Here is a 22138-nt window from a genome sequence, read left to right on the forward strand (position 1 = left end):
CTGGCGGCGAGGCATGGCGGTAAATGAAACGCCTGCACCCGACGAGGCCAGGAGCAGGCGTTGGACGGCCTCGATCAGCTCAGATTGAGGGCGGGAATCAGGGCACTGTCGAACGGTTGTCCTGGTACCGGCACCGGAGCGGCCAGGCCCAGGTTGTTCTTCTCGAACACCCGGTCGGCTCGGTAGCTGGAGCGCACCAACGGGCCTGCTGCGACTTCCATGAACCCTTTTTCCAGGCCGATATCCCGGAAGCGGTTAAATTCTTCTGGACTGACCCAACGCTTGACCGGCAGGTGGTTGCGAGTCGGTTGCAGATACTGGCCTAACGTCAGGATATCCACGCCGATGGCTCGCAGGTCATCCATGGTTTCCAGCACTTCCTCGTCGCTTTCGCCCAAGCCCAGCATCAGGCTGGTCTTGGTCAGCATGTCCGGGCGATGGCGCTTGGCGTGCTCGAGCACGCGCAACGTCTTCTCATAGCCAGCGCGGGGGTCACGTACTACATGGGTGAGACGCTTGACCGTCTCGACGTTCTGCGCGAAGACTTCCAGACCAGAGTCCGCCACGCGTTCGATGGCTTGCAGATCACCGTCGAAGTCCGGGGTCAGCGCTTCCACTACCACCTGCGGGGTGCGCTCCTTGATGGCGCGTACGCAGGCGGCGTAATGTGCGGCGCCGCCGTCGTCCAGATCGTCACGGTCCACCGAAGTCAGCACGATATAGCGCAGCGCCATCAGCTCGACTGATTTGGCGGTGTTTTGCGGCTCCTCATGATCCAGCCAGCCGTTGGGGTTGCCGGTATCCACCGCGCAGAAGCGGCAGGCGCGGGTACACACCGAGCCCATCAGCATGATTGTGGCAGTGCCATTGGACCAGCATTCGCCCATGTTCGGGCAGTGAGACTCTTGGCACACGGTGCTAAGACGGTGTTCGCCGACATTGCGCTTGACGGCTTCGAAGCGGCTGCCGCTGGGCGCCTTGACCCGCAGCCACTTGGGCTTCGGTTCAAACACCTGGGGTTCGCTTGAGGCGCGGCGCTTTTGCCCGTCTTTGATCGCGGTGATGCCCTGGCTAGTGCGGAATTTTTCGCCGCTGGAGACGATTTTGGGCTGGGAGTTATCGGTCATCGGCAATCTGGGCTCCGCTAGAGGCTCCGGGGACGAGGCGGCTTTCGGCCGCTGGGCAGTTTATCACAGGCGGTGACCGTTCAGTCCGGCTGGCGATGCCAGTCGTGGGTATCGGGATCGCTGCGCGGAGCGTCGTCCGGATGGATCGCGCGGCTGTTCTTTACCCGTCACCTGCTGTGGTTCGGCCCACATCGAGCTGTTCGCCCAGCCAAACGGCAATGGGTGCCGTGGGCTGGGGCAGAACAGGGGATGGTTATACGTTTCGTCACGCTCGCTAGGGCTCGGCGCGCAGCCGTCCCAGTAACTCCTGGGTTGGGTGGCCGTCAGCGGGCCAGCCCAACTGCTGCTGGAAACCACGGATTGCGTTGCGTGTGTTCGCACCGATGATGCCGTCAGCGGTGCCGGGGTCGAAGCCCTGGTTTGCAAGCCGTTCCTGTAGCTCGAGGCGCTCCGAGCGGCTCAAGGGCTGCTCACCTCTTGGCCAACTGGCGCGAACGGTGCCGGCCCCATCGAAACGTTCGGACAGCAGCCCGATGGCCAGCGCATAGGATGAGGAGTTGTTGTAGCGAAGGATCGAACGAAAATTGTCGAGGACCAAGAAGGCAGGGCCGCGATAGCCAGCGGGCAGCAAGAGGCTTGCGCTCGCCTCGTCCACGCCGGCAGGGATTCCTGATACGCCCAAGCGGCGCCATTCGGCTACCGATCTACGGATACTGCTGTCAGCCTGTGCGTAGTCGAATCCTTCCTTAAGCTCGACTTCAAAGCCCCACGGCTGCCCAGCTTGCCACCCTGAGGCCTGCAAATAGTGCGCCGCCGATGCAAGAGCGTCGGCGGCGCTGCTCCAGATGTTTCGGCGGCCATCGCCGTCAAAATCCACTGCATGCGTATTGTAGGTGGTCGGGATAAACTGGGTTTGGCCCATCGCGCCGGCCCAGGACCCACGCAGCTGATCGGCACTTACATCGCCCTGCTGCAGGATCTCCAGCGCCGCCAGCAATTGGCTTTTGGCGAACCCCGGCCGACGGCCCTCATGAGCCAGTGTGGCGAGGGAGCGAATGACGCCCTTGTCGCCCATTATCTGCCCATAGCTGCTTTCCAGGCCCCAGATGGCTACCAGTGTGTTCCGATCGACGCCGTAGCGCGCCTCAATGCCTTCCAGCGTTGCCTGATGTTGATTCAGCAGGCGCTGGCCGCGATCTACGCGTTGTTTCGATAGGGCGCCGTCCAGGTATTGCCAGACCGGGCGAGTGAATTCGGGCTGGCTGCGATCAGCAGCAACGATGCTTGGATCGGGGGCAACACCTTCAAAGGCGCGGTCAAACACAGTGGCCGTGATTCCGGCCTCAAGCGCTTCGCTACGAAACGCCTCGCGCCACGCTTCGAAGCTCTGGTGTACAGGCTCGGCTTCGGATGGCTTGTCTGCGGAGACGACCTGGGTGACGGTAGGGATTGGCTGGCTGGGGGCTGCCTGGGTAGTCTGCGAGACTGGTTCGGCAGCGCACGCGACCATGATGCTCAGAGCTGATCCGGCAATCAGGGTGCGAAGCAGCAGAACGGGAACGAAGGTGTAAAGCATGCACCACTCTCGGCTTGTCATCGGCAGGTGACATTATCACGCTTTGGATGGCTTCGCTTTTCAAGCCGCCAGAAGGACCGAAGCCTCCCAGTTGTTGGACTGGGAGGCTTCACGGCGGTAGCTGCCTTTGCCTTTCTTCGGCTGTTCCAAGTGACTGCGGAACTTCGGTTGCGCCACCAGTGATTTGGCCTTGTTCGGCCGCTTTCGTTGCTTGGTCATCTTCTAACTCCTGAGTGCCTGTCGTCAGGCGACGGCATCATAAGTCTTGTACGAATAATGTCCAGATGTGCTGCTTGAGTGAAAGCACGGGGGCGTCGCTCCAAGACCCGGTTATCGTCGTCTAGCGGTGGCTACAGACGGATTCTCTGCCCGCTCAGCTGAAGACAGAGATTGGACAATCCGACCCATGGGTCGCCTTCAGCCTGACCCTTGATCTGCTCGTCGATGTGCTGAGCGTTCATCAGAATGCGTTGCCAGCCGGTTGCATCGTGGCGTTGGAGCGCCTTGCTCACCAGCGGCTTGCGCTTGTCCCAGACCGGCGGGCGCGCCTGGCTGAAGGCGCGGTCAAGGGGCACGCCTTGACTGTATTGCTGGGCGATGTTCGCCAGTTGGCGAATCTCGCGCGCTACGGCCCAGAGGATTACCGGGGCCTCGACGCCCTCGCCGCGCAGGCCTGTAAGTATCTGCAGGACGTGCCCCGCCTGGCCAAGTAATGCGGCATCAATGAGTCCAAAAACATCGTAGCGTGCGCTATCGGCGACCGCAGCCTGCACGGTTTCGGTGGTTACCTGACCCGCTTCTGCAAGCAGCTTGAGCTTTTCGATCTCCTGTGCAGCGGCCAGCAGGTTGCCCTCGACCCTTGCCGCGATCAGCTCCACGGCCTCCTGGTCCGCCGCAAGACCGGCTTGGGCCAGACGCTGGCGGATCCATTGGGGAAGCTGCTGCGCATCGATCGGCCAGATCTGCAGGAACTGCACCTGTTTACCGTCAATCAACGCCTTGGCCCATTTGGTCTTTTGCGTGTTGCCATCAAGCTTGGGAAGGCTGATCAACAGGACGGTGTCTTCGGCAGGGCGTGCGAGGTAGTCCATCAGCGCTGCGGCGCCCTTGTCGCCCGGCTTGCCACTGGGGATGCGCAGCTCCAGCAGACGTTTTTCGGCAAACAGCGAAAGGCTGGCCCCGGCTTCGATAAGCTGACCCCAATCGAATCCGGTTTCTACGTTGAGTACTTGGCGTTCGCTGAAATGCTGCTGGCGGCAGGCCCCACGGATAGCATCGCAGGCTTCCTGGCAGAGTAGATGCTCGTCTCCACTGACCACATAGACCGGCGCGAGCGGGCCTTGCAGGTGTTTGGCGAGCTGGGCGGGAGGTAACTTCATTGGCGGGTTCGGGAGCCTGTGTCAGCAGGCTCCCCGGTCGTTACTGGGCGGGCAGTTCGATAGGCGACTGAAGCGGTTGCGCGGCCTGCTCGCGCATCTGTGCTTCGATCGCCTCGGCTTCGGCTCGCTTCTTCGCTTCGGCCGTCTGTTGCAGCTGGTCGAGCTCTGCAGGCGTGACATTACGCAAGCGCATGCTCAGCTGCTGAAGCACCTCACGGCGCAGTTCTCGGCGTAGCTGAAGTGCCTCCTGATCAGAGCTGATCAGGTTGCTGCTGTCATGTACGTAAACTTTCGAAGCCTCAACGCGATCCTGCATCAATACGGTGTTCTGGGGGCCACGAATCTCGTAATCGAGCACATGGGTCAGCTGATATTCGGCCGTGCGCGCCGCAGTGGTATAGCTCGCGGTACGCTGACGAGTATGTTCGCGTACCAGATCCAAGGTGTAGCGAGCGCCCGAGTGGACCCTGACGCCGTTGTCCTTGAGCAGTTCTTCGAGCTCCTGGGCAGTTTCGCCATAGCTGTTGCGCGCTTGCAGGTCGATCTCGTTCAGGGCGAAGCTCGTATCACCCGTTCCGCGAAGCTGAAATCCGCAGGCGCTCAGCAGCACGGCCAGGCCGACCACCACGAGATTGCGTTTAACCATGTTGTTTCCCCTTGCCAGCCTTGGCGCGTGCGCCAAGACCAATCAGTTAGCGACGATATTGACCAGCTTGCCTGGCACCACGATGACTTTGCGAATCGTAAGGCCTTCGGTGAAACGCACCACGTTTTCATTTGCACGTGCGCTGGCTTCGACTTCTTCGCGCGAAGCGCTGGCCGGTACTTCAATCTGTCCGCGCAGCTTGCCGTTGACCTGCACTACCAGCGTCAGGTTGTCCTGAACCAGTGCCGCTTCGTCGACCACCGGCCACTGTGCATCGATGATCGAGCCGCTGTTGCCCAGTTGTTGCCAGAGTTCATGGCAGATGTGCGGCGTGATTGGTGCGAGCAGCAGGGCGACGGTTTCCAGCCCTTCCTGCATCAATGCACGATCCTGATCGCTGCTGGTTGCAGCCTTTTCCAGCACGTTCATCAGCGTCATGACCTGAGCAATGGCGGTGTTGAACTTGTGGTGCTGCCCTACGTCCTGGCTTGCCTGCTTGATTGCCAGGTGAATCGCGCGCCGAACGGCTTTCTGCTCGTCGTCGAGGCTGGCGACATCCAGCTTGCCAGCCCGGCCGGCGCTGACATGGGCGTGCGCCAGACGCCAGACGCGGCGCAGGAAACGGCTCGCGCCCTCCACACCGGAGTCCGACCATTCGAGGCTCATGTCCGGCGGCGAGGCGAACATCATGAACAGGCGGCAGGTGTCGGCGCCGTATGTGTCAATCATGGCTTGCGGGTCGACGCCGTTGTTCTTCGATTTGGACATCTTCTCGGTGCCGCCGATTTCCACCGGCAGACCGTCGCTGGCCAGCTTGGCACCAATCACCTTGGCTTTGGCGTCGCGCTCGACGATGACGTCGGCCGGGTTGAACCAGTCCTTGCCGCCGTTTTCCAGGGTGCGGTAGTAGGTTTCGGCAATGACCATACCCTGGGTCAGCAAGTTCTTGAACGGCTCGTTGGAGCTGACAAGGCCTTCGTCGCGCATCAGTTTGTGGAAAAAGCGCGCGTAGAGCAGGTGCAGGATGGCGTGCTCGATGCCGCCGATGTATTGATCCACTGGCAGCCAGTGGTTGGCCGCTGCTGGATCGACCATGCCTTGGTCGTAATGGGGCGAGGCATAGCGAGCGAAGTACCAGGACGACTCGACAAAGGTGTCCATGGTGTCGGTTTCGCGCTTGGCTGCGGCGCCGCACTTCGGGCAGCTGCAGTCATAGAACTCCGGCATACGGGCCAGCGGCGAGCCGGCGCCGTCAGGGACTACGTCTTCGGGCAGCACAACCGGCAATTGGTCTTCCGGCACCGGAACGTCGCCACAGGTTTGGCAATGAATGATTGGAATTGGGCAGCCCCAGTAACGCTGGCGGCTGATACCCCAGTCGCGCAGGCGGAACTGAGTGCGGGCCTGGCCGAGGCCTTTGCGCTGCAATGCCGCTTCCATGGCATCGAACGCACCATCAAAATCCAGGCCATCGTAGTCGCCGGAATTGATCAGTTCACCGTGTTCGCCATAGGCATCGTTCCAGGGCGCGGGCGTCTGGTCACCCGCGCTGGTGCGTACTACAGGCTTGATTGGCAGCTCGTACTTTGTCGCAAAGGCGAAGTCGCGTTCATCGTGGGCCGGAACAGCCATCACGGCACCTTCGCCGTAATTCATCAGCACATAGTTTGCGACCCATACCGGCAGCAGCTCGCCAGTGAGCGGGTGCTGTACCTTCAGTGCGGTGGCAAGTCCTTTCTTTTCCTGGGTGGCGATATCGGCTTCAGCGACGCCGCCGCGCTTGCATTCGTCGATGAACGCCTGCAGGTCGGGATTGTTCTGGGCGGCGAGGGTGGCCAGCGGATGTTCGGCCGCCACCGCGACATAAGTGGCGCCCATCAGGGTGTCCGGGCGGGTGGTGAAGACCTTCATCACGCCTTCGCTACCGATGCTGGCGACGTCGTAGGGGAAGCTGATCTCCATCCCGCGCGACTTGCCGATCCAGTTGCGCTGCATGGTCTTGACCTGTTCCGGCCAGCCGTCCAGCTCGTCCAGACTCTCCAGCAGTTCATCCGCGTAGGCGGTGATTTTGAAGTAGTACATGGGGATTTCGCGCTTTTCGATCAGCGCGCCGGAGCGCCAGCCACGGCCGTCGATGACTTGCTCGTTGGCCAGTACGGTCTGGTCCACAGGGTCCCAGTTGACGGTGCCGTTCTTGCGATAGATCACGCCCTTTTCATACAGGCGGGTGAACAGCCACTGCTCCCAACGGTAGTAGTCCGGCTTGCAGGTAGTGACTTCGCGCGTCCAGTCGACTGCCAGGCCCAGGCTCTTGAGTTGGGTGCGCATGTAGTCGATGTTTTCGTAGGTCCACCTGGCCGGCGCGACCTTATTCTTCATCGCCGCGTTTTCCGCCGGCATGCCGAACGCGTCCCAGCCCATGGGCTGCAGCACGTTCTTGCCCTGCATACGCTGGTAGCGGGCAATCACATCGCCGATGGTGTAGTTGCGCACGTGCCCCATATGCAGCTTGCCGCTGGGGTAGGGGAACATCGACAGACAATAGAAGGTGTCCTTGCCTGGCTGTTCGCTTACTTCAAAGGATTTCTGCGAATCCCAGTGGGATTGCGCGGCGGCTTCGATTTCGCGGGGCTGATACTGTTCGTGCATGGCTACTGGCGTTGGAATGGGGGCTGGCTGTTCGCGTGACAACCCGGGCTGCCGCATCGCCGGCTTCAGGCCTGACAGAAACAGCGGCACAACGGGTTGGATACGGACGCATGGAAGCGCCGTAGCATACATGACCCTCCGCAACCGAGGGAAACCCGATTTGCCAGCACTGAGCGGCCCGTTTGTCGTGCGCAGCGTGGATGTCCGAGGCTGAGCTACGCTGGTAGTGGGGGCGGGACGAATACGAGGTTAATCATGAGCAAAGAGCGCCAAGCGCAAGAAGGTAACCTGTACGGGCGTGTGCTACAGCGGTTGACTCTGGCACTGGAGGAGGCCGAGCGGGCGCCCAATGACGAGTCGGGCGCAATGGCCGAGCTAGAGGTGGGCGGACTAACGCCCGCAGAGTTCGACCTGATCCGTGCCTATCTGCAACAGGATTCGCAATGGCTTTCCGGCTGGCATGCGGCTGCCGAGGAGCAGGCACAGCTGGTCAGGCAGGCGACGCGACCCGCCTTGCGCAATGTATTGCGGCATCATCCTGCCAAACGCTGCAAACAGAGCCCGCCTGCGCTGCAGCAATCGATGACGTGTGCGCTCTGTGGCGCCAGCGTTGGTTGGCCGGAGGGTGCCGGGGCGGTCGCGTGCTCGGCTTGTGGTTCGCAGTTGCTTCGTGCCCGACAACGCTTGCACACCTACCCTAAGCATTGAACATATCAGCAGTGCCGACAAACGGACGCCTCGGCAGGTAAAGTGGCAGCGGCCGATCAACCGGAGCCGCCAATGCCGATACGCTATTTCTTCAAACAGTTGCTACTTCCGCCCGGTGGGCTGTTGTTGCTATTACTCCTTGCCTGGTGGTTGCGGCGTCGCTCGCCACGGCTGGCTGCGCTCTGTTTCGTACTTGGGTTCGGCGGATTGTGGCTGATGACTTTGCCGGTAACGGTCGAATGGGCGGCACGGACGATTGAAAGCGAAGTGGCGCTGGATCGTTCGGAGTGGAACGGTCTTGCGGAGCGTGCGCAAGCGATCGTCGTGCTGGGGGCTGGTCGAGAACAGGCTGACCCCGCCTGGAGTTCAGATCAGCCCAGCCATATTGCGCTTGAGCGGCTGCGTTACGCATCTCGATTGGCAAAGGCATCAGGTCTGCCGATCCTTGCAAGTGGTGGGCTGCACTACGGCGAACCGCCGAGCGAAGCGTTACTGGCTGCCGAGGCGCTGGAACATGATTTCAACACACAGACCCAGTGGCTCGAAGAACGCAGCCGGACCACTTGGGAAAATGCGCGCTACAGCGCTGAGATGCTCAAGGCGGCGGGTGTTGAGCGTGTCGTGCTGGTGACCTCTGCATCGCACATGCCACGGTCCCGCTGGTGTTTCGAGGAGGTGGGATTGGAAGTTATCGCTGCCCCGGTAGGCTTCCTGGGTGTTCCAAACGGGCGACCTTTTGGCGGCTGGTTGCCCGAGGCGAAGGCCGTCTGGCAGAACGGCATGCTGCTCAACGAAGCAGTGGGCATGCTGGTTTACCCACTGCTTTATGACGGGGATTCCAAATAGCGGTGTGTTGGCTGTAGGTAGGCGTGATGACCATCAGCCACGCTGACGGCGCACCAGGCCCCAGCTTAGCAACACCATACAAACAACGACCAACGGCCAGGAGCGCCACTGCAGATAAGGCGTCAGCCCCTGCATGGGCGTAACCTCGCCGTATAGCACCGCTTCCTTGAACGCCGGGATCTGCTCGGTGATGCGGCCGTAAGGGTCGATCAGCACCGTGACGCCATTGTTGGTGGCACGAATCATCCAGCGGCCGGCCTCGAGGGCGCGCATCTGTGCCATCTGCAGGTGTTGCAACGGGCCAATCGAGTGACCGAACCAGGCGTCATTGCTAACCGTCAGTAGAATGTCGCTCTGCGCTGCGAGGCTGGCGGCAAACTCTGGGTAGACAACCTCGTAGCAGATGAAAGGCGCGATCTGATAACCCTTGGCCTGCAGCAGCAACTGACCTGGCGTACCCCTTGCGAAGTCCGACATCGGCAAGTCGAAAAAGGCGATCAGGCCGCGCAGGACGTCTTGCAGCGGCACGTATTCACCGAACGGCACCAGCTTCTGCTTCAGATAGGTACCTTGAGCGTCGCCTGCGGTGGTCAACCCGTTGTAGTAGCGCAATTCTCCCTCGGCATTGGGCTGGCGTACCGGGACGCCGGTGATCAACGCCGACTGCCGGTCTTGGGCGAAGCGGCTCATCATTGTCAGGTAGCCTTCGGCGTGCTCCTTGAGAATAGGCACGGCGGTTTCTGGCCAGACAATGAGATCCACCGGTTCGCTGCGGAAGGTCATGTCACGGTACAGCAGCAACTGCATCTCGAGTTGCTTCGGATCCCATTTGATGCTCTGGGCGACGTTACCCTGCATGGCGGCGACGGTGAGTGGTTCAGCTTTCGCTGTCGTCCATGCGTGTTTGCCAAAGCCCAGCGCGCCGCCCCAAAAGGCGACCAGAAGCGCCACTGCAGCGGTCGCCGATGCCTTTTGGCGCAGGAGCTGAGGGAGCTCGACGAGCAGCGTTGCGGTCAAGGCGAGCACGAACGTCAGCAGCCAGATGCCGCCGATCGGTGCAAGCCCGGCCAACGGACCATCGAGCTGACTGTAACCTGCATAAAGCCAGGGGAAGCCGGTCAGCACCCAGCCACGAAGGGCGTCCAGAGCAAGCCAAAGTGCGGCGAACAGCAGGGCATTGAGCAGCGGTGCCTTGGTTTGCTGCACCCAGCGAGCCCAGGTCCAGCCCAGTAGCATGAAGAACAGGGCCAAACCTGCGACGAAGCCCAGGGTCAAGGCGCCGGCCAGGACCGGCGGTGCAGAACCGAAGTCGTGGATGCTGACGTAAACCCAGCTCACACCTGACGCGAACAGGCCGAAACCATAACTCCAGCCGCGGCCGGCCGCCTGCTTCGGCGTCAGGTTGCGCAAGCCAAGGTAAATCACGCCTATCGACACCAGTGCCAGTGGCCAGATGTCGAAAGGGGCGAGCGACAGGGTCGTCAGGGCACCGGCGGCGAGCGCCAGCAGGTTGCCCAGCCAGCCGGGGCGGGTAATCCAGCGCATGGATGGTCCTTGGGTAACCGCCGAGTGCTAACGCGGGCCTCGGCGGGTGGATGCTAAGGGGCTTTCTGAGGTTTTGCAGCTAGCGGTTTTCGACTTCGGTCCGGGTCAGACGCAGCATATGCACGCGGCGGCTGTCGGCGTTCAGGACGCGGAACCGGAAGCCATCTATCTCGGTCACCTCGTTACGCTTGGGCAAGTGACCGAAGGTGCTCATCACCAGGCCGGCAACCGTATCGAATTCTTCATCTGAGAACTCGCTCTGAAAGAATTCGTTGAAGCTATCGATCGGTGTCAGTGCCTTGACCAGAAAATCCCCGCTAGGCAATGGCCGGATATAGCTGTCTTCCTCGATGTCATGCTCGTCCTCGATGTCTCCGACGATTTGTTCGAGCACGTCTTCAATGGTTACCAATCCGGCCACACCGCCGTATTCGTCAATGACGATGGCCATATGACTGTGGTTGGCGCGGAATTCGCGCAGCAGCACGTTGAGGCGTTTGGATTCGGGCACGAAGGTGGCCGGACGCAGCAGGTCCTTGATGTCGAAATTCTGCTGATCGCTCTGCAGGATCAGCGGTAGCAGGTCCTTGGCCAGCAACACGCCGATGACTTCATCGAGGCTGTCGCCCACTACCGGATAGCGCGAATGCGCTGCGGAAATGATCGAGGGGAGAAACTCCCTTGGCGATTGGTCGGCCCTGATGCTCATCACCTGCGAGCGCGGCACCATGATGTCTCGCACCTGCAAGTCAGCAACCTGAATGGCGCCCTCGACAATCGCCAAGGCTTCGTTGTCGAGCAGTTTGTTTTGATGTGCGCCGCGTAATACTTCCAGCAGCTCCTCACGATTTTTCGGCTCATGGGCAAAAGCCTGGCTGATTTTTCCAAACCAGGACTTCTGCCCGTTGCTCGATCGGTCTTCGCTCATGTCTTTGACTCAATGGTCCTTGCAGTCACCCAAAGAGGGCTATTCGTCGGCGTAGGGGTCGGCATGACCCAGTTCGGCCAGCAGTTGACGTTCGAGGCTTTCCATTTCCTCTGCCTCGTCGTCATCGATGTGATCGTAACCGAGCAAGTGCAAACAGCCATGTATTACCAGGTGCGCCCAATGCGCCTGCGGCGGCTTGCCCTGTTCAGCTGCCTCGCGCTCGACCACGGGCACACAGATCACCAGATCGCCAAGCAACGGGATATCCAGCAGATCATCGGGCACGTCGGCCGGAAAAGACAGCACGTTGGTAGCGTAATCCTTCTGGCGCCAGGTGCGATTGAGTTCGCGCCCTTCACCTTCATCAACCAGGCGGATGGTCAGTTCGGAGTCGCCCTTGCGTTGGCGCAGCGCCAGCTCGCACCAGCGGCGCAGATCGCCTTCATCCGGAATGGCGCCGTCGGTCGCCACCTGCAGGTCGAGTTCAATCACCTCGGTTGCCCTGCGAAGCACGGCTGCCCGCTTGGGTCTGGTTGCCCTCGAAGGCTTCGTATGCTTCGACGATTCGCTGCACCAGCGGATGGCGCACAACGTCCTTTGGTTTGAAGTGCGTGAAGCTGATGCCGTTTACGTCTTTGAGGACTTCGATCACGTGGGCCAGACCGCTCTTGGTGCCGCGGGGCAGGTCGACCTGCGTGATATCGCCGGTGATCACCGCGGTCGAGCCAAAGCCGATACGGGTCAGGAACATCTTCATCTGTTCGAGCGTGGTGTTCTGGCTCTCGTCGAGGATGATGAAGCTGTTGTTCAACGTACGTCCGCGCATGTAGGCCAGCGGCGCGATTTCGATAACCTGTTTCTCGATCAGTCGGGCGACCTGCTCGAAGCCGAGCATTTCGTACAGCGCGTCGTAGAGCGGGCGGAGATAAGGGTCGATCTTTTGTGCCAGATCGCCAGGGAGGAAGCCAAGCTTTTCGCCGGCCTCGACTGCCGGGCGTACCAGAAGGATGCGACGAATCTGCTCGCGCTCCAGTGCGTCGACCGCGCAGGCAACCGCCAGATAGGTCTTGCCTGTACCGGCCGGCCCGATACCGAAATTGATGTCGTTATCGAGAATAGACTTGACGTAAAGCTGTTGATTCACGCCACGCGGGCGAATGTTGCCTTTGCGGGTGCGCAGCGAAATATTCGGCGTTGTGGACGAGTCACTCAATTCCTCCATTGCCGATTCCTGCAGGAACAGGTGAACCGTGTCCGGCGAGAGCTCGATGCTCTTGGTCTCGCGGTAAAGGCGTCGCAGTAGATGCTCTGCTGCTTGGGCTACATCCGGTGCGCCGACCAGCTCGAACTGATTGCCGCGGTTGCGGATTTCCAGATCCAGGCGCTGTTCGATTAGGCGCAGATGCTCGTCGAACTGGCCGCAGAGATTGGCGAAGCGTTTGGCTTCAAAGGGTTCGAGGGTGAAGCGATGAGGTTCTGTGGGGGCGTTCAAGGGCTTTTAGTTGACCTGCTTTGCAAAATGTTGGACGAGAATAGCGCCGCGCGACAAAAAAAGCAGCGGCACACTGATCGTTGCGACCCGTAACGGAAACACGGCTGACGCTTATACGGCGATCAGCCACGCTGAGGCGTTCAGCTGGCGACTTGCTCCAGCAGCGTGCCGCGCAACGAATGCGGCAACGCATCGTCAATGTGCACATCGACGAATTGGCCGATTAACCGGGGGTTGTCGCAACGGAAGTTTACGATCCGGTTGTGCTCGGTACGGCCCTGTAACATTCCTGGGTCTTTCTTAGAGTAGTCCGTGACCAGAATGCGCTGCCGTGTGCCTGCCATCCGTCGGCTGTTCTCAAAGCCTTGCTGGTTGATCCGCTGTTGCAGGATCGCCAGGCGCTGTTTTTTGACCTCGTCAGGGGTCTCATCGACCAGGTCCGCTGCCGGCGTGCCGGGCCGCGAGCTGTAGACGAAGGAGTAGGAGAAGTCGAAGCCGACGTCTTCGATCAGCTTCATGGTCTGCTCAAAGTCCTTTTCGGTTTCGCCCGGAAAGCCGACGATGAAGTCCGAGCTGATCAGTATGTCCGGAACCGCTGCCTTGAGTTTGCGGATGCGCGACTTGTATTCAAGCGCCGTGTGGTTGCGCTTCATCGCAGCCAGCACCCGATCGGAGCCGGACTGAACCGGCAAATGCAGATACTTCACCAACTCCGGCACTTCGGCATGGGCCTGGATCAGCGCATCGGAGAACTCCAGCGGGTGGCTGGTGGTGTAGCGGATGCGGTCGATGCCATCGATTGCCGCAACCACGCGGATCAGTTCGGCCAGATCGGCGGTGCGCCCGTCATGGGTGGCGCCGCGGTAACCGTTGACGTTCTGCCCGAGCAGCGTGACTTCCCGAACACCGTTTTCGGCCAGGTGAATCACCTCGGCCAGCACGTCATCGAACGGCCGGCTGACTTCCTCACCGCGGGTGTACGGCACCACGCAGAAGGTGCAGTACTTGCTGCAGCCTTCCATGACCGATACGAAAGCGGTCGGACCGTCAACGCGGGGTTCAGGCAGGCGGTCGAATTTCTCGATCTCAGGAAACGAAATGTCCACCTGAGGCTTCTTCGTCGTCCGGGCTGCATCGATCATTTCGGGCAGGCGATGCAAGGTTTGCGGGCCAAACACCACGTCGACATAGGGCGCGCGGTCACGGATCGCCGCGCCTTCCTGGCTGGCGACGCAGCCACCAACGCCGATAACCAGCTGCGGATTTTCAAGTTTGAGCTCCCGCCAGCGGCCTAGCTGGGAGAACACCTTCTCCTGAGCTTTTTCGCGAATCGAGCAGGTATTGAGCAGGATCACGTCGGCTTCGGCCGGGTTCGCGGTGATCTCCAGGGGCTGCTGCTCACCCAGAAGATCCACCATGCGCGAGCTGTCGTACTCGTTCATCTGGCAGCCGTGGGTTTCGATATAGAGCTTGCGGGTCATGTCTCGGGCCGGCGTTGTGCAAAAAATGACCGGCGATTATATGCGCACCCGAACCCGGTTAAAAGCACAGCGCGAAGCTGGGTGCGGACCCCGGGTGGGCCAGGTGGTGCGCTCGGCGGCAAGACCGAGCCGCAGGCCGGCGAGGTCAGCGTGTGAAGGGCTTGCTCTCGCCAGCGGTTTGCAGATCCATCAGGTAGTCGCGAAAAATCTGCCCCAACACTTGGGTAGCGATCTCGAGTTCATCGCGACGCATTTGCGCCGAGACACGATCGGCCGTGTCGAGCGCGCCTTCCTCGCCATTGACTGCAGACATCTTCAGCACTACGTAGGCCTGAACATTGTTTGCCGGCACTCCTTCGCCCCGAAAGAACATGATACCCAGTCGATGCTGCGCAAGGGCGTGCCCCTGAAGCGAGGCTTGCTCGAACCATTGCAGGGCCTTGGCAAGATCGCGCGGGGCGCGCCGACCATCATAGTAATGCTCGCCAAGCTCGTACGCCGCTTGCAGATCGCCTTCGCTGGCGGCCTGTTCGCAGGCGCGCAATGCCTCTTGCATCGCCTCGGGGACGGTATTCAGAGCGCAGCGGGAGGTCGCCGGAACCAGCAGCGAATTGCCGCCTGCCGTGGCTAGCAGGGGCGAGAGAAGCAGCAGGCAGCCAAGCGTTAGGCTGCGGCCGGTGCAAGTCATGAATCAAGGCGCCTCGAAGATCAGGGCGGTGACTGAAAAAATCCGGCGTGAAACGAGCCGACAGTCACATTATGGATAAGCGCCGGCCTGCTTACAAAGGCTTTAAGGGCTAACCCTCGGCTTTTTAAGAAGACACAGGGTTCTCTTCGCCCAAATTTCCCGGAAGGCGCAGTAATAGCCAGGCGATGACAGGCATGGCCAGTGCCAACCACAGCTGCTGGTTTGCCTGCAGCGGATTGGAGTAAGTCAGCAGCCCACCCCAGGGCAGCAGCGCCATGAGCAAAACGCCTCCGGCCAGCCCTGCCGTGGTCTGCAGGCGCGCAGGCCACTGCAGCAAGCCCGCATAAACGACCAGAAGCGCGCTCAGCAGGCCCAGCGAAAGTGCATATGGCGCGCTCCAGCCCAGCTGTCTGGCCAGTTCAAAAAAGGCGCATAAGCCGATCACTACCCGTCCCCATGTGGGGCGGCTCCACGTCCATCTGCGCGATAGCGTGAGCGCGGCTACGCCGACGAGCGGTAAGCCGAGCAGCAGGGTTGCCTGCAACAGCCAGCGTTCGGCCTCGAGCGTATCAGCACCCAGGGCAAGGCGTGCCGCCGCGCATGCGCCAGTCCCCGATGCCAGGCTGAACGCGAGCAGAGCCGAAAACAGAGCCGGTTGATCAGGCTCGCCGTAGCCCCGTCGGGCGCGGCCTATCCCGATTGCGCTCGCCAGCCCTGCCAGCATCAGCAATATGGCTTGTAGCAGATCAGGCATCAGGTTCATTTCAGTTGAGAAAAGGCGCGTTCGGCCGCATCGAGGGTAATCTGAAGCTCGTGGTCGCCATGAACGATGGACGTGAAGCCGGCTTCGAACGCACTGGGCGCCAGGTACACGCCACCCTCGAGCATCAGATGGAAGAAACGCTTGAAGCGCTCTGCATCACTGGCCATTACGTCATCGAACGTGACAATGTCGTCCGCTTCGCTGAAATACAGACCAAACATGCCGCCCACCTGTGTGGTGACGAACGGAATGCCGGCTGCTTCGGCTCGCGCTTTCAGGCCGTGCAGCATCCGCGTGGTGTAGGCGGTGAGTTCGTCGTGAAAGCCGGGACGGTTGATCAGCTTCAGGGTGGTCAAGCCTGCAGCCATCGCCAGCGGGTTTCCTGACAGGGTGCCGGCCTGATAGACCGGGCCCAGCGGTGCGATGCGCTCCATGATGGCGCGCTTGCCGCCAAAGCAGCCGACCGGCATGCCACCGCCGATTATCTTGCCAAAGGTCGTTAGATCCGGGGTGACACCGTAATGGGCCTGAGCACCGCCAAGGGCGACACGAAAGCCCGTCATCACTTCATCAAAGATCAGAACGACGCCGTGCTTGTCGCATTGCTCGCGCAAGCCTTGCAGATAACCGGGCGCCGGGGGTACGCAGTTCATGTTGCCTGCAACTGGCTCGACGATGATGCACGCCACTTCGCTGCCTACTTCGGCGAGCATTTGCTCGACGGCCGCCAGGTCGTTGAAGGGCAGCGTCAAGGTGTGCTTGGCGAAGGCTGCCGGTACGCCCGCGGAGCTGGGAACACCTTGGGTAAGGGCGCCGGACCCGGCCTTTACAAGCAGGCTGTCGGAATGGCCGTGGTAGCACCCTTCGAATTTGATGATGCTGTCGCGTCCGGTGTAGCCGCGGGCCAGGCGGATCGCGCTCATGGTCGCCTCGGTGCCAGAGCTGACCATTCGCATCATCTCCATGGACGGCACCAGGCTGCAGACCAACACTGCCATTTCGGTTTCCATCGCTGTCGGTGCACCGTAGGAAAGACCGTGCTGCAGCTGATTGCGAACCGCGTCGAGAACGTCCGGGTGACCGTGCCCAAGGATCATCGGGCCCCAGGAACCGACGTAATCGACGTAGCGCTGGTCGTCTTCGTCGGTCACGTAGGCGCCTTCGGCGTGCTTGAAGAACAACGGCGTACCGCCAACGCTGCGGAAGGCGCGTACCGGCGAGTTCACGCCGCCGGGAATTCGGTTCTGTGCGCTTGCGAAGAGGGTTTCGGAACGGGACATAAGGGCCTCTCTCGATACAGGAATAGGTGGGCTTGGCACGGCGGCTGGAGGCCGTACGGCGTTCAGTTGATGGCGAATAATTCGCTGAAGGCTTGCGCGCGGCGTTCGACTTCGCCCGCCGTATCGGCAGCGAACAAAGCGTGGACGACGGCTATCAGGCTGGCACCCTGGGCGATCAACCTCGGCGCGTTTTCATGTGTCACGCCGCCAATCGCTGTGATTGGTACGCCGAACCGCTGACGCGCCTCTGCCAGAAGGTTCAGCGTTGCCTGAGGTGCGCCTGGCTTGGTGTTGGAGTCGAAGAATCGACCGAAGGCAATATAGCTGGCACCTTCGCGGATGGCCTGCTCAGCCAGATCCAGACGCGCATGACAGGTGGCACCGATGACGGCTTTACGTCCGAGCAGGGCCCGGGCTGCTGAAAGCGAGCCGTCTTCCTGGCCGAGGTGCAGGCCGACACCCAGGCGCGCGGCAAGCTCGGCGTCATCATTGATGATCAGCTGAGCCCCGTGTCGGTCACAGAGCTCGCGCAATGCTTCGGCTTCGCGCAGGCGTCGCGCATCGTCATGGGATTTGTCGCGGTATTGCAGCAGGCGGGCTCCGCCTTTGAGCGCCGCTTCGGCGTAGGGCAGGAGTCGGCCATCGGCCAACAACTTGCTGTCGGTAATTGCATAAAGGCCGCAGAGCTTTGTGGTGTCCTTCATGGGGTGGCCTCCTCAGGCCAGATCCAGCGGCAATCGACGTGGGATATATTGGCCACGGCCTGGTGCCTCGGCGTCACGCAGGGTGCGCCAGGTGTAATCGAGGGCGGATTTCACTGCGCTGGTCAATTCCTCGCCCAACGCCAGCCGCCCGGACAACGCACTGGCCAAGGTGCAGCCGGATCCGTGATAACTGCCCGGCAGACGCTGGCAGCTGAAGTCGTAGCGGCTGCCGTCGCGGGTATAGAGGCGGTTATGCACCTCTGTCTCGTCGCCATGGCCACCCGTGATCAGCAGATGGCGGATGAAGGGCAGCAGTTTTTCCGCACATTCATCGGCGCTGCCATCCGGGAGTTCGGCCAGAATTCGTGCTTCGGGCAGGTTCGGTGTGGCAATGGTGGCTACCGGGAACAAACGTTCACGCATGGCGTAGCCCACTTCATCCTTGCCCAGCGCTCCGCCGCCACCGGCGCGCAGCACCGGGTCACAGATCAGCGGGACGTCTGGTAGCTTCTGCATGATTTCCAACACGGTTTCGACCATCTCCACCGAGCCGAGCATGCCGAGCTTGACTGCGGCCACCGGCAGGTCACTGATGACCGCATTCGCTTGGGCCAGCACCCACTCGCGATCAAGGACGCGAAAGTCGGCTACGTTGACGGTATCCTGAACGGTGAGTGCAGTGACGGCCGGCGCGGCGTGACATCCTTGAGCAATCAGTGCTTCGATGTCGGCCTGTAGCCCCGCACCGCCACTCGGGTCATGGCCGGACAGGCAAAGAACGACAGGGCGGGAGCAGTGGCCGGACATCGATGGGTTCCCCGATTCATGGCGTGGTGGGTTCGGCCGGAGCTAGGCGCAGCCGGGTTTCATGGCGTGCGAGCTTATCACCAATCCGGCCGGGCAGTTCACGCCGACACGGCTGGCTGTTGCGGCTGCGTACGTCTGTCCGGTGACATGCAGGACGTGGATTCTGTGGCGTCAGAACCATGTTAAAGTGCCAGCACTTAGCTTCGGCTGTGGCCAATCAGGGGAACTGGGGTTCTTCTGACGCAGCTCGACGGATTGCGTTCTTCATGCACCATATTGTTTTTTTTCTGCTCGCCCTGTTGCCAGCGATGGCAGGCGCCGTCGAGTTCAGCAGCAATACCCAGCGTCTTCCACTCGGCCAGGTCATGGCTGTGCTGGAAGATCCCAGCAGCGAAGCCACCATTGAAGAGGTCATCGCGCTCGATGCGGCTGGTCGCTTCGTCGAGCACCGTGAGGATGTGCTCAATGCTGGCTATTCACGCTCAGCGTTCTGGTTGCGCATCGACCTGAATTACCGTGCCGAGCCGCTGGCCGAGGACAGTCGATGGTGGCTGGAACTGGCCTATCCGCCGCTCGATCACCTCGATCTCTATCTGCCAGATGGTCACGGTGGCTATCGGCTGGCGCAGCGGAGCGGTGACGCGCTGCCATTCCATGATCGCCAGATCAAACAGCGAAACCATCTGTTTGAACTGCAGCTGACGCCCAACCAGCCGTTGCGAATCTATCTTCGGTTGGAGAGCGAGGGCTCGATCCAGGTCCCGCTCACCCTTTGGGCGCCGGTGGCTTATCTGGAAGAGCAGTCGGGGCACATTTACGTGCTTGCCATCATCTACGGCGTGCTGCTGGTGATGCTGTTCTACAACCTGTTCATCTACCTCAGCGTACGTGACCGCAGCTATCTCTATTACATCCTCTACATTGGCTCGTTCGGCTTGTATCAGGTTTCGGTCAACGGCCTTGGCGTGCAGTACCTCTGGCCGAATTGGCCGTGGTGGGCCAATGCATCGACGCCATTCCTGATTGGCGCGGCGGGGCTTTTTGGCTGCCAATTCGCACGCAGCTTCCTGCATACAAGCGAGCATAGCCCCTGGATCGACCGTACCTTGATGCTGCTGATGGGGCTTGGGGCGGCGACTATGGTCGTATCGCTGACCTCCAGTTATGCGCTGGCGCTGCGGATGGCAACCTTCCTCGCGCTCTGGTTCATTGTGGTGATTTTTATCGCCGCCGTTCTGGCCTGGTACCGAGGGATGCGCGTCGCGCGCTATTTCTTGATCGCCTGGTCGGCGTTCCTCATCGGGGGGCAGATCAACACGCTGATGGTGCTGGGTTATCTGCCGCACACATTCATCACCATGTACGCCGGACAGATCGGCTCGGCGCTGGAGGTGGCCCTGTTGTCACTTGCCCTGGCCGACCGGATCAACATGATGAAGGAGGAGCGCGCTCAGGTGCTTGAGGAAACCGGGCGCAAGCTTGAAGCCATGAACCGCGAGCTGGCCGAGAGCAATCGCCTCAAGGATCAGTTTCTCGCCAACGTGACCCACGAACTGCGGACGCCGATGCATGGCGTGATTGGCAGCCTCGATCTGATGCGTACGTTGGAGTTGAACGGCGAGTTGGAGCAATACCAGCGCATCGCAACAGGATCGGCGCGCGATATGATGCGTCTGGTCAATGACATCCTTGCCTTGACCGAATTGCAGGCGGGCAAACTGCGTGTTCGTAACGAGCCGTTCGGTCTTCGACTACTGGTTGATGAGCTCTACGCAGACTACGGCTCACGTGCCGCAACCCGAGGGTTGAGCTTCGATCTAGAACTGAATAGTCAGCTTCCGGAGATGCTGATCGGCGACGTTGGCAAACTGAAACAGTGCCTCGGTTATTTGCTCGACAACGCCATCAAGTTCACCTTGCGCGGCGGCATCACCCTTTCGGTCAAGGGATACGAGACGGCGCCCGACTTCATGCTGGATTTAACGGTGACCGATACAGGGGTTGGGTTCGACGCGCCTGTCGGTGACTCGCTGTTCCAGTATTTCCGCCAACTCGACGGCAGCATGACCCGTCAGTACGGAGGATTGGGTATTGGCCTTTCACTGTGCAAACAGCTGGTTGAATTGCAGGGCGGAACGGTTTCCTGCCAATCCGAACCAGGCCGTGGGAGCAGTTTCCACGTGCTGCTGCCCGTGAAACTGGGCTGAAAGGGCAAAAGCCACGCGTTTGCACACTAGGGCTCGGCCTGTGCTGGCCTTGGCATCGTGCGGACGTCGCCGAAACCCTCATGCAGTGCTGCAGACCTGCATGCCTGGCTGCACGGGCGGATCCCTTCCTGTCCCGCTGCGATTGCATGGTCCGCTCCAGCATCGTTGATGCCTAAGCTGCTGATATCCGATTGCGCCCTTATTGCGCAGCCGTCCATGCGGAACGCGCTGGCGACCCGGCATGATTGCTACTCGTTGCCTGTTACGAGCAAGGCGGCTTCGCCTAGCGGTGCGCCTGGTCGCGTAGCAGTTCTTTGAGCTCGGCTATCTCCCCGCGCAGGGCTCGGACCTCGTCGTGCAAGTCGGCCTCGATGTGCTCGCGCGCTGCATCAATGCTGACCTGAGTGGCCTGGTGGTCCGCATCCGTGACCGTCTGCATGGCATTGACGATGATGGCGATGAACAGGTTGAGCATCGTGAAAGTGGCGATCAGGATAAACGGGATGAAGAAAACCCAGGCGTAGGGGTATACCTCCATCAGCGGGCGCACAATGCCCATCGACCAGCTTTCGAGCGTCATGACCTGGAACAGAGTGTAGATCGACCGGCCGAGGCTGCCGAACCACTCAGGAAATTCGGCAGCAAACAGGCCGGTGGCAATCACCGCAGACACATAGAAGACAAGCGCCAGCACCATCGCAATCGAGCCGAGGCCTGGGATGGCCGATAGGAGCGCGCCCACAACACGTCGCATCGACGGCACCATGGTCACCATGCGCATCACCCGTAGCACGCGAAGAGCTCGCAAAATGCTCAGCGGGCCGCTGGCCGGCACCAGCGCAATGGCTACCACGGTGAAATCGAACAGGCTCCACGGATCTTTGAAGAAGGCGGCGCGGTGTACGTAGATACGCGCAGCGATCTCGACCACGAACACGCTCACAATCAGCGTGTCCAGAGCCACAAGCAGCTCGCCCCAGCTCGCCACCAGCGAAGCCGAGGTCTGCATGCCGAGGATGACCGCGTTGATTACGATGAGAAACAGAATGCTGCGCTGGACCGCGGGGCTCCCGATGAAATATGCCAGGCGACTACGGGCGCTCTTCTCTGGGCGTTTTACCTGCATGTTGCTTACCTGTGTGATCAGTCAACGCTCCGGCCGCCTTTTGCAGCGCTAGGGCCGGGCGGGCGCGAGTATGGCGCTGCGGCACGGCGCGGGGAAGTGTCCAGGAGGGGCGGCTCGTTTCGTGATTTAACAGGGCCCAGTGGCATCGGTCAGGCCAGGCGCTGCCCGGCCGCAACCGGCGGCACC

At 60.9% G+C, this 22138-nt stretch carries 20 protein-coding genes; 3 read left to right on the forward strand and 17 right to left on the reverse strand.

Going from position 1 to position 22138, the window contains the following annotated elements:
- Nucleotides 1-74: 74 nt before the first annotated feature.
- From lipA to leuS, 6 genes are all read right to left on the reverse strand, one after another.
- The gene (lipA, locus tag JQR87_RS02800) at nucleotides 75-1127 is read right to left on the reverse strand and encodes a lipoyl synthase (protein ID WP_407292795.1); all 1053 of its coding nucleotides are present in this window, start codon (nucleotides 1125-1127) and stop codon (nucleotides 75-77) included.
- 274 nt (nucleotides 1128-1401) lie between these two features.
- On the reverse strand, nucleotides 1402-2703 hold the full coding sequence (locus tag JQR87_RS02805; protein WP_407292793.1) for a lytic murein transglycosylase: 1302 nt from the start codon (nucleotides 2701-2703) through the stop codon (nucleotides 1402-1404).
- 60 nt (nucleotides 2704-2763) lie between these two features.
- On the reverse strand, nucleotides 2764-2922 hold the full coding sequence (gene arfA, locus JQR87_RS02810) for an alternative ribosome rescue factor ArfA (protein ID WP_407292791.1): 159 nt from the start codon (nucleotides 2920-2922) through the stop codon (nucleotides 2764-2766).
- A gap of 131 nt (nucleotides 2923-3053) precedes the next feature.
- Nucleotides 3054-4082, reverse strand: a complete 1029-nt coding sequence (gene holA, locus JQR87_RS02815; protein WP_407292789.1) for a DNA polymerase III subunit delta — start codon at nucleotides 4080-4082, stop codon at nucleotides 3054-3056.
- A gap of 40 nt (nucleotides 4083-4122) precedes the next feature.
- Complete coding sequence (gene lptE / locus JQR87_RS02820; RefSeq protein ID WP_407292787.1) at nucleotides 4123-4728, reverse strand: LPS assembly lipoprotein LptE; 606 nt, start codon at nucleotides 4726-4728, stop codon at nucleotides 4123-4125.
- A gap of 42 nt (nucleotides 4729-4770) precedes the next feature.
- Nucleotides 4771-7377, reverse strand: a complete 2607-nt coding sequence (leuS, locus tag JQR87_RS02825; RefSeq protein ID WP_407292785.1) for a leucine--tRNA ligase — start codon at nucleotides 7375-7377, stop codon at nucleotides 4771-4773.
- 255 nt (nucleotides 7378-7632) lie between these two features.
- Here leuS and JQR87_RS02830 point away from each other — a divergent pair, with 255 nt between their 5' ends.
- On the forward strand, nucleotides 7633-8085 hold the full coding sequence (locus tag JQR87_RS02830; RefSeq protein ID WP_407292783.1) for a hypothetical protein: 453 nt from the start codon (nucleotides 7633-7635) through the stop codon (nucleotides 8083-8085).
- A gap of 72 nt (nucleotides 8086-8157) precedes the next feature.
- A complete protein-coding gene (locus JQR87_RS02835) occupies nucleotides 8158-8931 on the forward strand; it encodes a YdcF family protein (protein ID WP_407292781.1) in 774 nt (257 codons plus the stop codon).
- 33 nt (nucleotides 8932-8964) lie between these two features.
- Here JQR87_RS02835 and lnt read toward each other — a convergent pair whose 3' ends face one another.
- The 10 genes from lnt to JQR87_RS02885 all read right to left on the reverse strand — a co-directional run bounded on the left by lnt (nucleotide 8965) and on the right by JQR87_RS02885 (nucleotide 18619).
- A complete protein-coding gene (gene lnt, locus JQR87_RS02840) occupies nucleotides 8965-10476 on the reverse strand; it encodes an apolipoprotein N-acyltransferase (protein WP_407292779.1) in 1512 nt (503 codons plus the stop codon).
- Nucleotides 10477-10555: 79 nt separating this feature from the next.
- The gene (locus JQR87_RS02845) at nucleotides 10556-11404 is read right to left on the reverse strand and encodes an HlyC/CorC family transporter (protein WP_407292777.1); all 849 of its coding nucleotides are present in this window, start codon (nucleotides 11402-11404) and stop codon (nucleotides 10556-10558) included.
- Between the two features lie 39 nt (nucleotides 11405-11443).
- Complete coding sequence (gene ybeY / locus JQR87_RS02850) at nucleotides 11444-11896, reverse strand: rRNA maturation RNase YbeY (protein WP_407292775.1); 453 nt, start codon at nucleotides 11894-11896, stop codon at nucleotides 11444-11446.
- Nucleotides 11889-12896 (reverse strand): PhoH family protein, encoded by a 1008-nt coding sequence (locus tag JQR87_RS02855; RefSeq protein WP_407292772.1) that lies wholly within the window; start codon nucleotides 12894-12896, stop codon nucleotides 11889-11891. Before JQR87_RS02855 ends, ybeY begins: the two co-directional genes overlap by 8 nt.
- Nucleotides 12897-13036: 140 nt before the next feature.
- Nucleotides 13037-14377, reverse strand: coding sequence for a tRNA (N6-isopentenyl adenosine(37)-C2)-methylthiotransferase MiaB (gene miaB / locus JQR87_RS02860; RefSeq protein ID WP_407292770.1), 1341 nt, complete (start codon nucleotides 14375-14377; stop codon nucleotides 13037-13039).
- Between the two features lie 145 nt (nucleotides 14378-14522).
- Complete coding sequence (locus JQR87_RS02865) at nucleotides 14523-15065, reverse strand: tetratricopeptide repeat protein (protein WP_407292768.1); 543 nt, start codon at nucleotides 15063-15065, stop codon at nucleotides 14523-14525.
- Nucleotides 15066-15189: 124 nt separating this feature from the next.
- Nucleotides 15190-15828, reverse strand: coding sequence for a hypothetical protein (locus JQR87_RS02870; protein ID WP_407292766.1), 639 nt, complete (start codon nucleotides 15826-15828; stop codon nucleotides 15190-15192).
- Entirely contained in the window at nucleotides 15825-17108 is a 1284-nt protein-coding gene (gene hemL, locus JQR87_RS02875) for a glutamate-1-semialdehyde 2,1-aminomutase (RefSeq protein ID WP_407292764.1), read from the reverse strand. The genes JQR87_RS02870 and hemL overlap by 4 nt, the downstream gene beginning before the upstream one ends.
- A gap of 62 nt (nucleotides 17109-17170) precedes the next feature.
- Complete coding sequence (thiE, locus tag JQR87_RS02880) at nucleotides 17171-17812, reverse strand: thiamine phosphate synthase (protein ID WP_407292762.1); 642 nt, start codon at nucleotides 17810-17812, stop codon at nucleotides 17171-17173.
- A gap of 12 nt (nucleotides 17813-17824) precedes the next feature.
- Nucleotides 17825-18619, reverse strand: a complete 795-nt coding sequence (locus JQR87_RS02885) for a hydroxymethylpyrimidine/phosphomethylpyrimidine kinase (protein WP_407292760.1) — start codon at nucleotides 18617-18619, stop codon at nucleotides 17825-17827.
- A 266-nt stretch (nucleotides 18620-18885) separates the two neighbouring features.
- Between JQR87_RS02885 and JQR87_RS02890 the strand changes: the two genes are divergently transcribed.
- A complete protein-coding gene (locus JQR87_RS02890; protein ID WP_407292758.1) occupies nucleotides 18886-20826 on the forward strand; it encodes a sensor histidine kinase in 1941 nt (646 codons plus the stop codon).
- Between the two features lie 283 nt (nucleotides 20827-21109).
- Here the strand turns inward: JQR87_RS02890 and JQR87_RS02895 are convergent, their stop codons facing one another.
- Entirely contained in the window at nucleotides 21110-21952 is an 843-nt protein-coding gene (locus JQR87_RS02895) for an ion transporter (RefSeq protein WP_407292756.1), read from the reverse strand.
- Nucleotides 21953-22138: the final 186 nt, after the last annotated feature.

The organism is Stutzerimonas stutzeri (assembly GCF_051028275.1).
Lineage (GTDB): Bacteria > Pseudomonadota > Gammaproteobacteria > Pseudomonadales > Pseudomonadaceae > Stutzerimonas > Stutzerimonas stutzeri_AS.

Coding starts and splice junctions, on each gene's coding strand:
- JQR87_RS02895 (WP_407292756.1), bottom strand. CDS start 21,952: ATGCAGGTAAAACGCCCAGAGAAGAGCGCCCGTAGTCGCCTGGCATAT.
- JQR87_RS02830 (WP_407292783.1), top strand. CDS start 7,633: ATGAGCAAAGAGCGCCAAGCGCAAGAAGGTAACCTGTACGGGCGTGTG.
- lipA (WP_407292795.1), bottom strand. CDS start 1,127: ATGACCGATAACTCCCAGCCCAAAATCGTCTCCAGCGGCGAAAAATTC.
- lptE (WP_407292787.1), bottom strand. CDS start 4,728: ATGGTTAAACGCAATCTCGTGGTGGTCGGCCTGGCCGTGCTGCTGAGC.
- JQR87_RS02870 (WP_407292766.1), bottom strand. CDS start 15,828: ATGAACCTGATGCCTGATCTGCTACAAGCCATATTGCTGATGCTGGCA.
- miaB (WP_407292770.1), bottom strand. CDS start 14,377: ATGACCCGCAAGCTCTATATCGAAACCCACGGCTGCCAGATGAACGAG.
- JQR87_RS02890 (WP_407292758.1), top strand. CDS start 18,886: ATGCACCATATTGTTTTTTTTCTGCTCGCCCTGTTGCCAGCGATGGCA.
- JQR87_RS02845 (WP_407292777.1), bottom strand. CDS start 11,404: ATGAGCGAAGACCGATCGAGCAACGGGCAGAAGTCCTGGTTTGGAAAA.
- lnt (WP_407292779.1), bottom strand. CDS start 10,476: ATGCGCTGGATTACCCGCCCCGGCTGGCTGGGCAACCTGCTGGCGCTC.
- holA (WP_407292789.1), bottom strand. CDS start 4,082: ATGAAGTTACCTCCCGCCCAGCTCGCCAAACACCTGCAAGGCCCGCTC.
- JQR87_RS02885 (WP_407292760.1), bottom strand. CDS start 18,619: ATGTCCGGCCACTGCTCCCGCCCTGTCGTTCTTTGCCTGTCCGGCCAT.
- JQR87_RS02835 (WP_407292781.1), top strand. CDS start 8,158: ATGCCGATACGCTATTTCTTCAAACAGTTGCTACTTCCGCCCGGTGGG.
- arfA (WP_407292791.1), bottom strand. CDS start 2,922: ATGACCAAGCAACGAAAGCGGCCGAACAAGGCCAAATCACTGGTGGCG.
- thiE (WP_407292762.1), bottom strand. CDS start 17,812: ATGAAGGACACCACAAAGCTCTGCGGCCTTTATGCAATTACCGACAGC.
- JQR87_RS02865 (WP_407292768.1), bottom strand. CDS start 15,065: ATGACTTGCACCGGCCGCAGCCTAACGCTTGGCTGCCTGCTGCTTCTC.
- hemL (WP_407292764.1), bottom strand. CDS start 17,108: ATGTCCCGTTCCGAAACCCTCTTCGCAAGCGCACAGAACCGAATTCCC.
- leuS (WP_407292785.1), bottom strand. CDS start 7,377: ATGCACGAACAGTATCAGCCCCGCGAAATCGAAGCCGCCGCGCAATCC.
- JQR87_RS02805 (WP_407292793.1), bottom strand. CDS start 2,703: ATGCTTTACACCTTCGTTCCCGTTCTGCTGCTTCGCACCCTGATTGCC.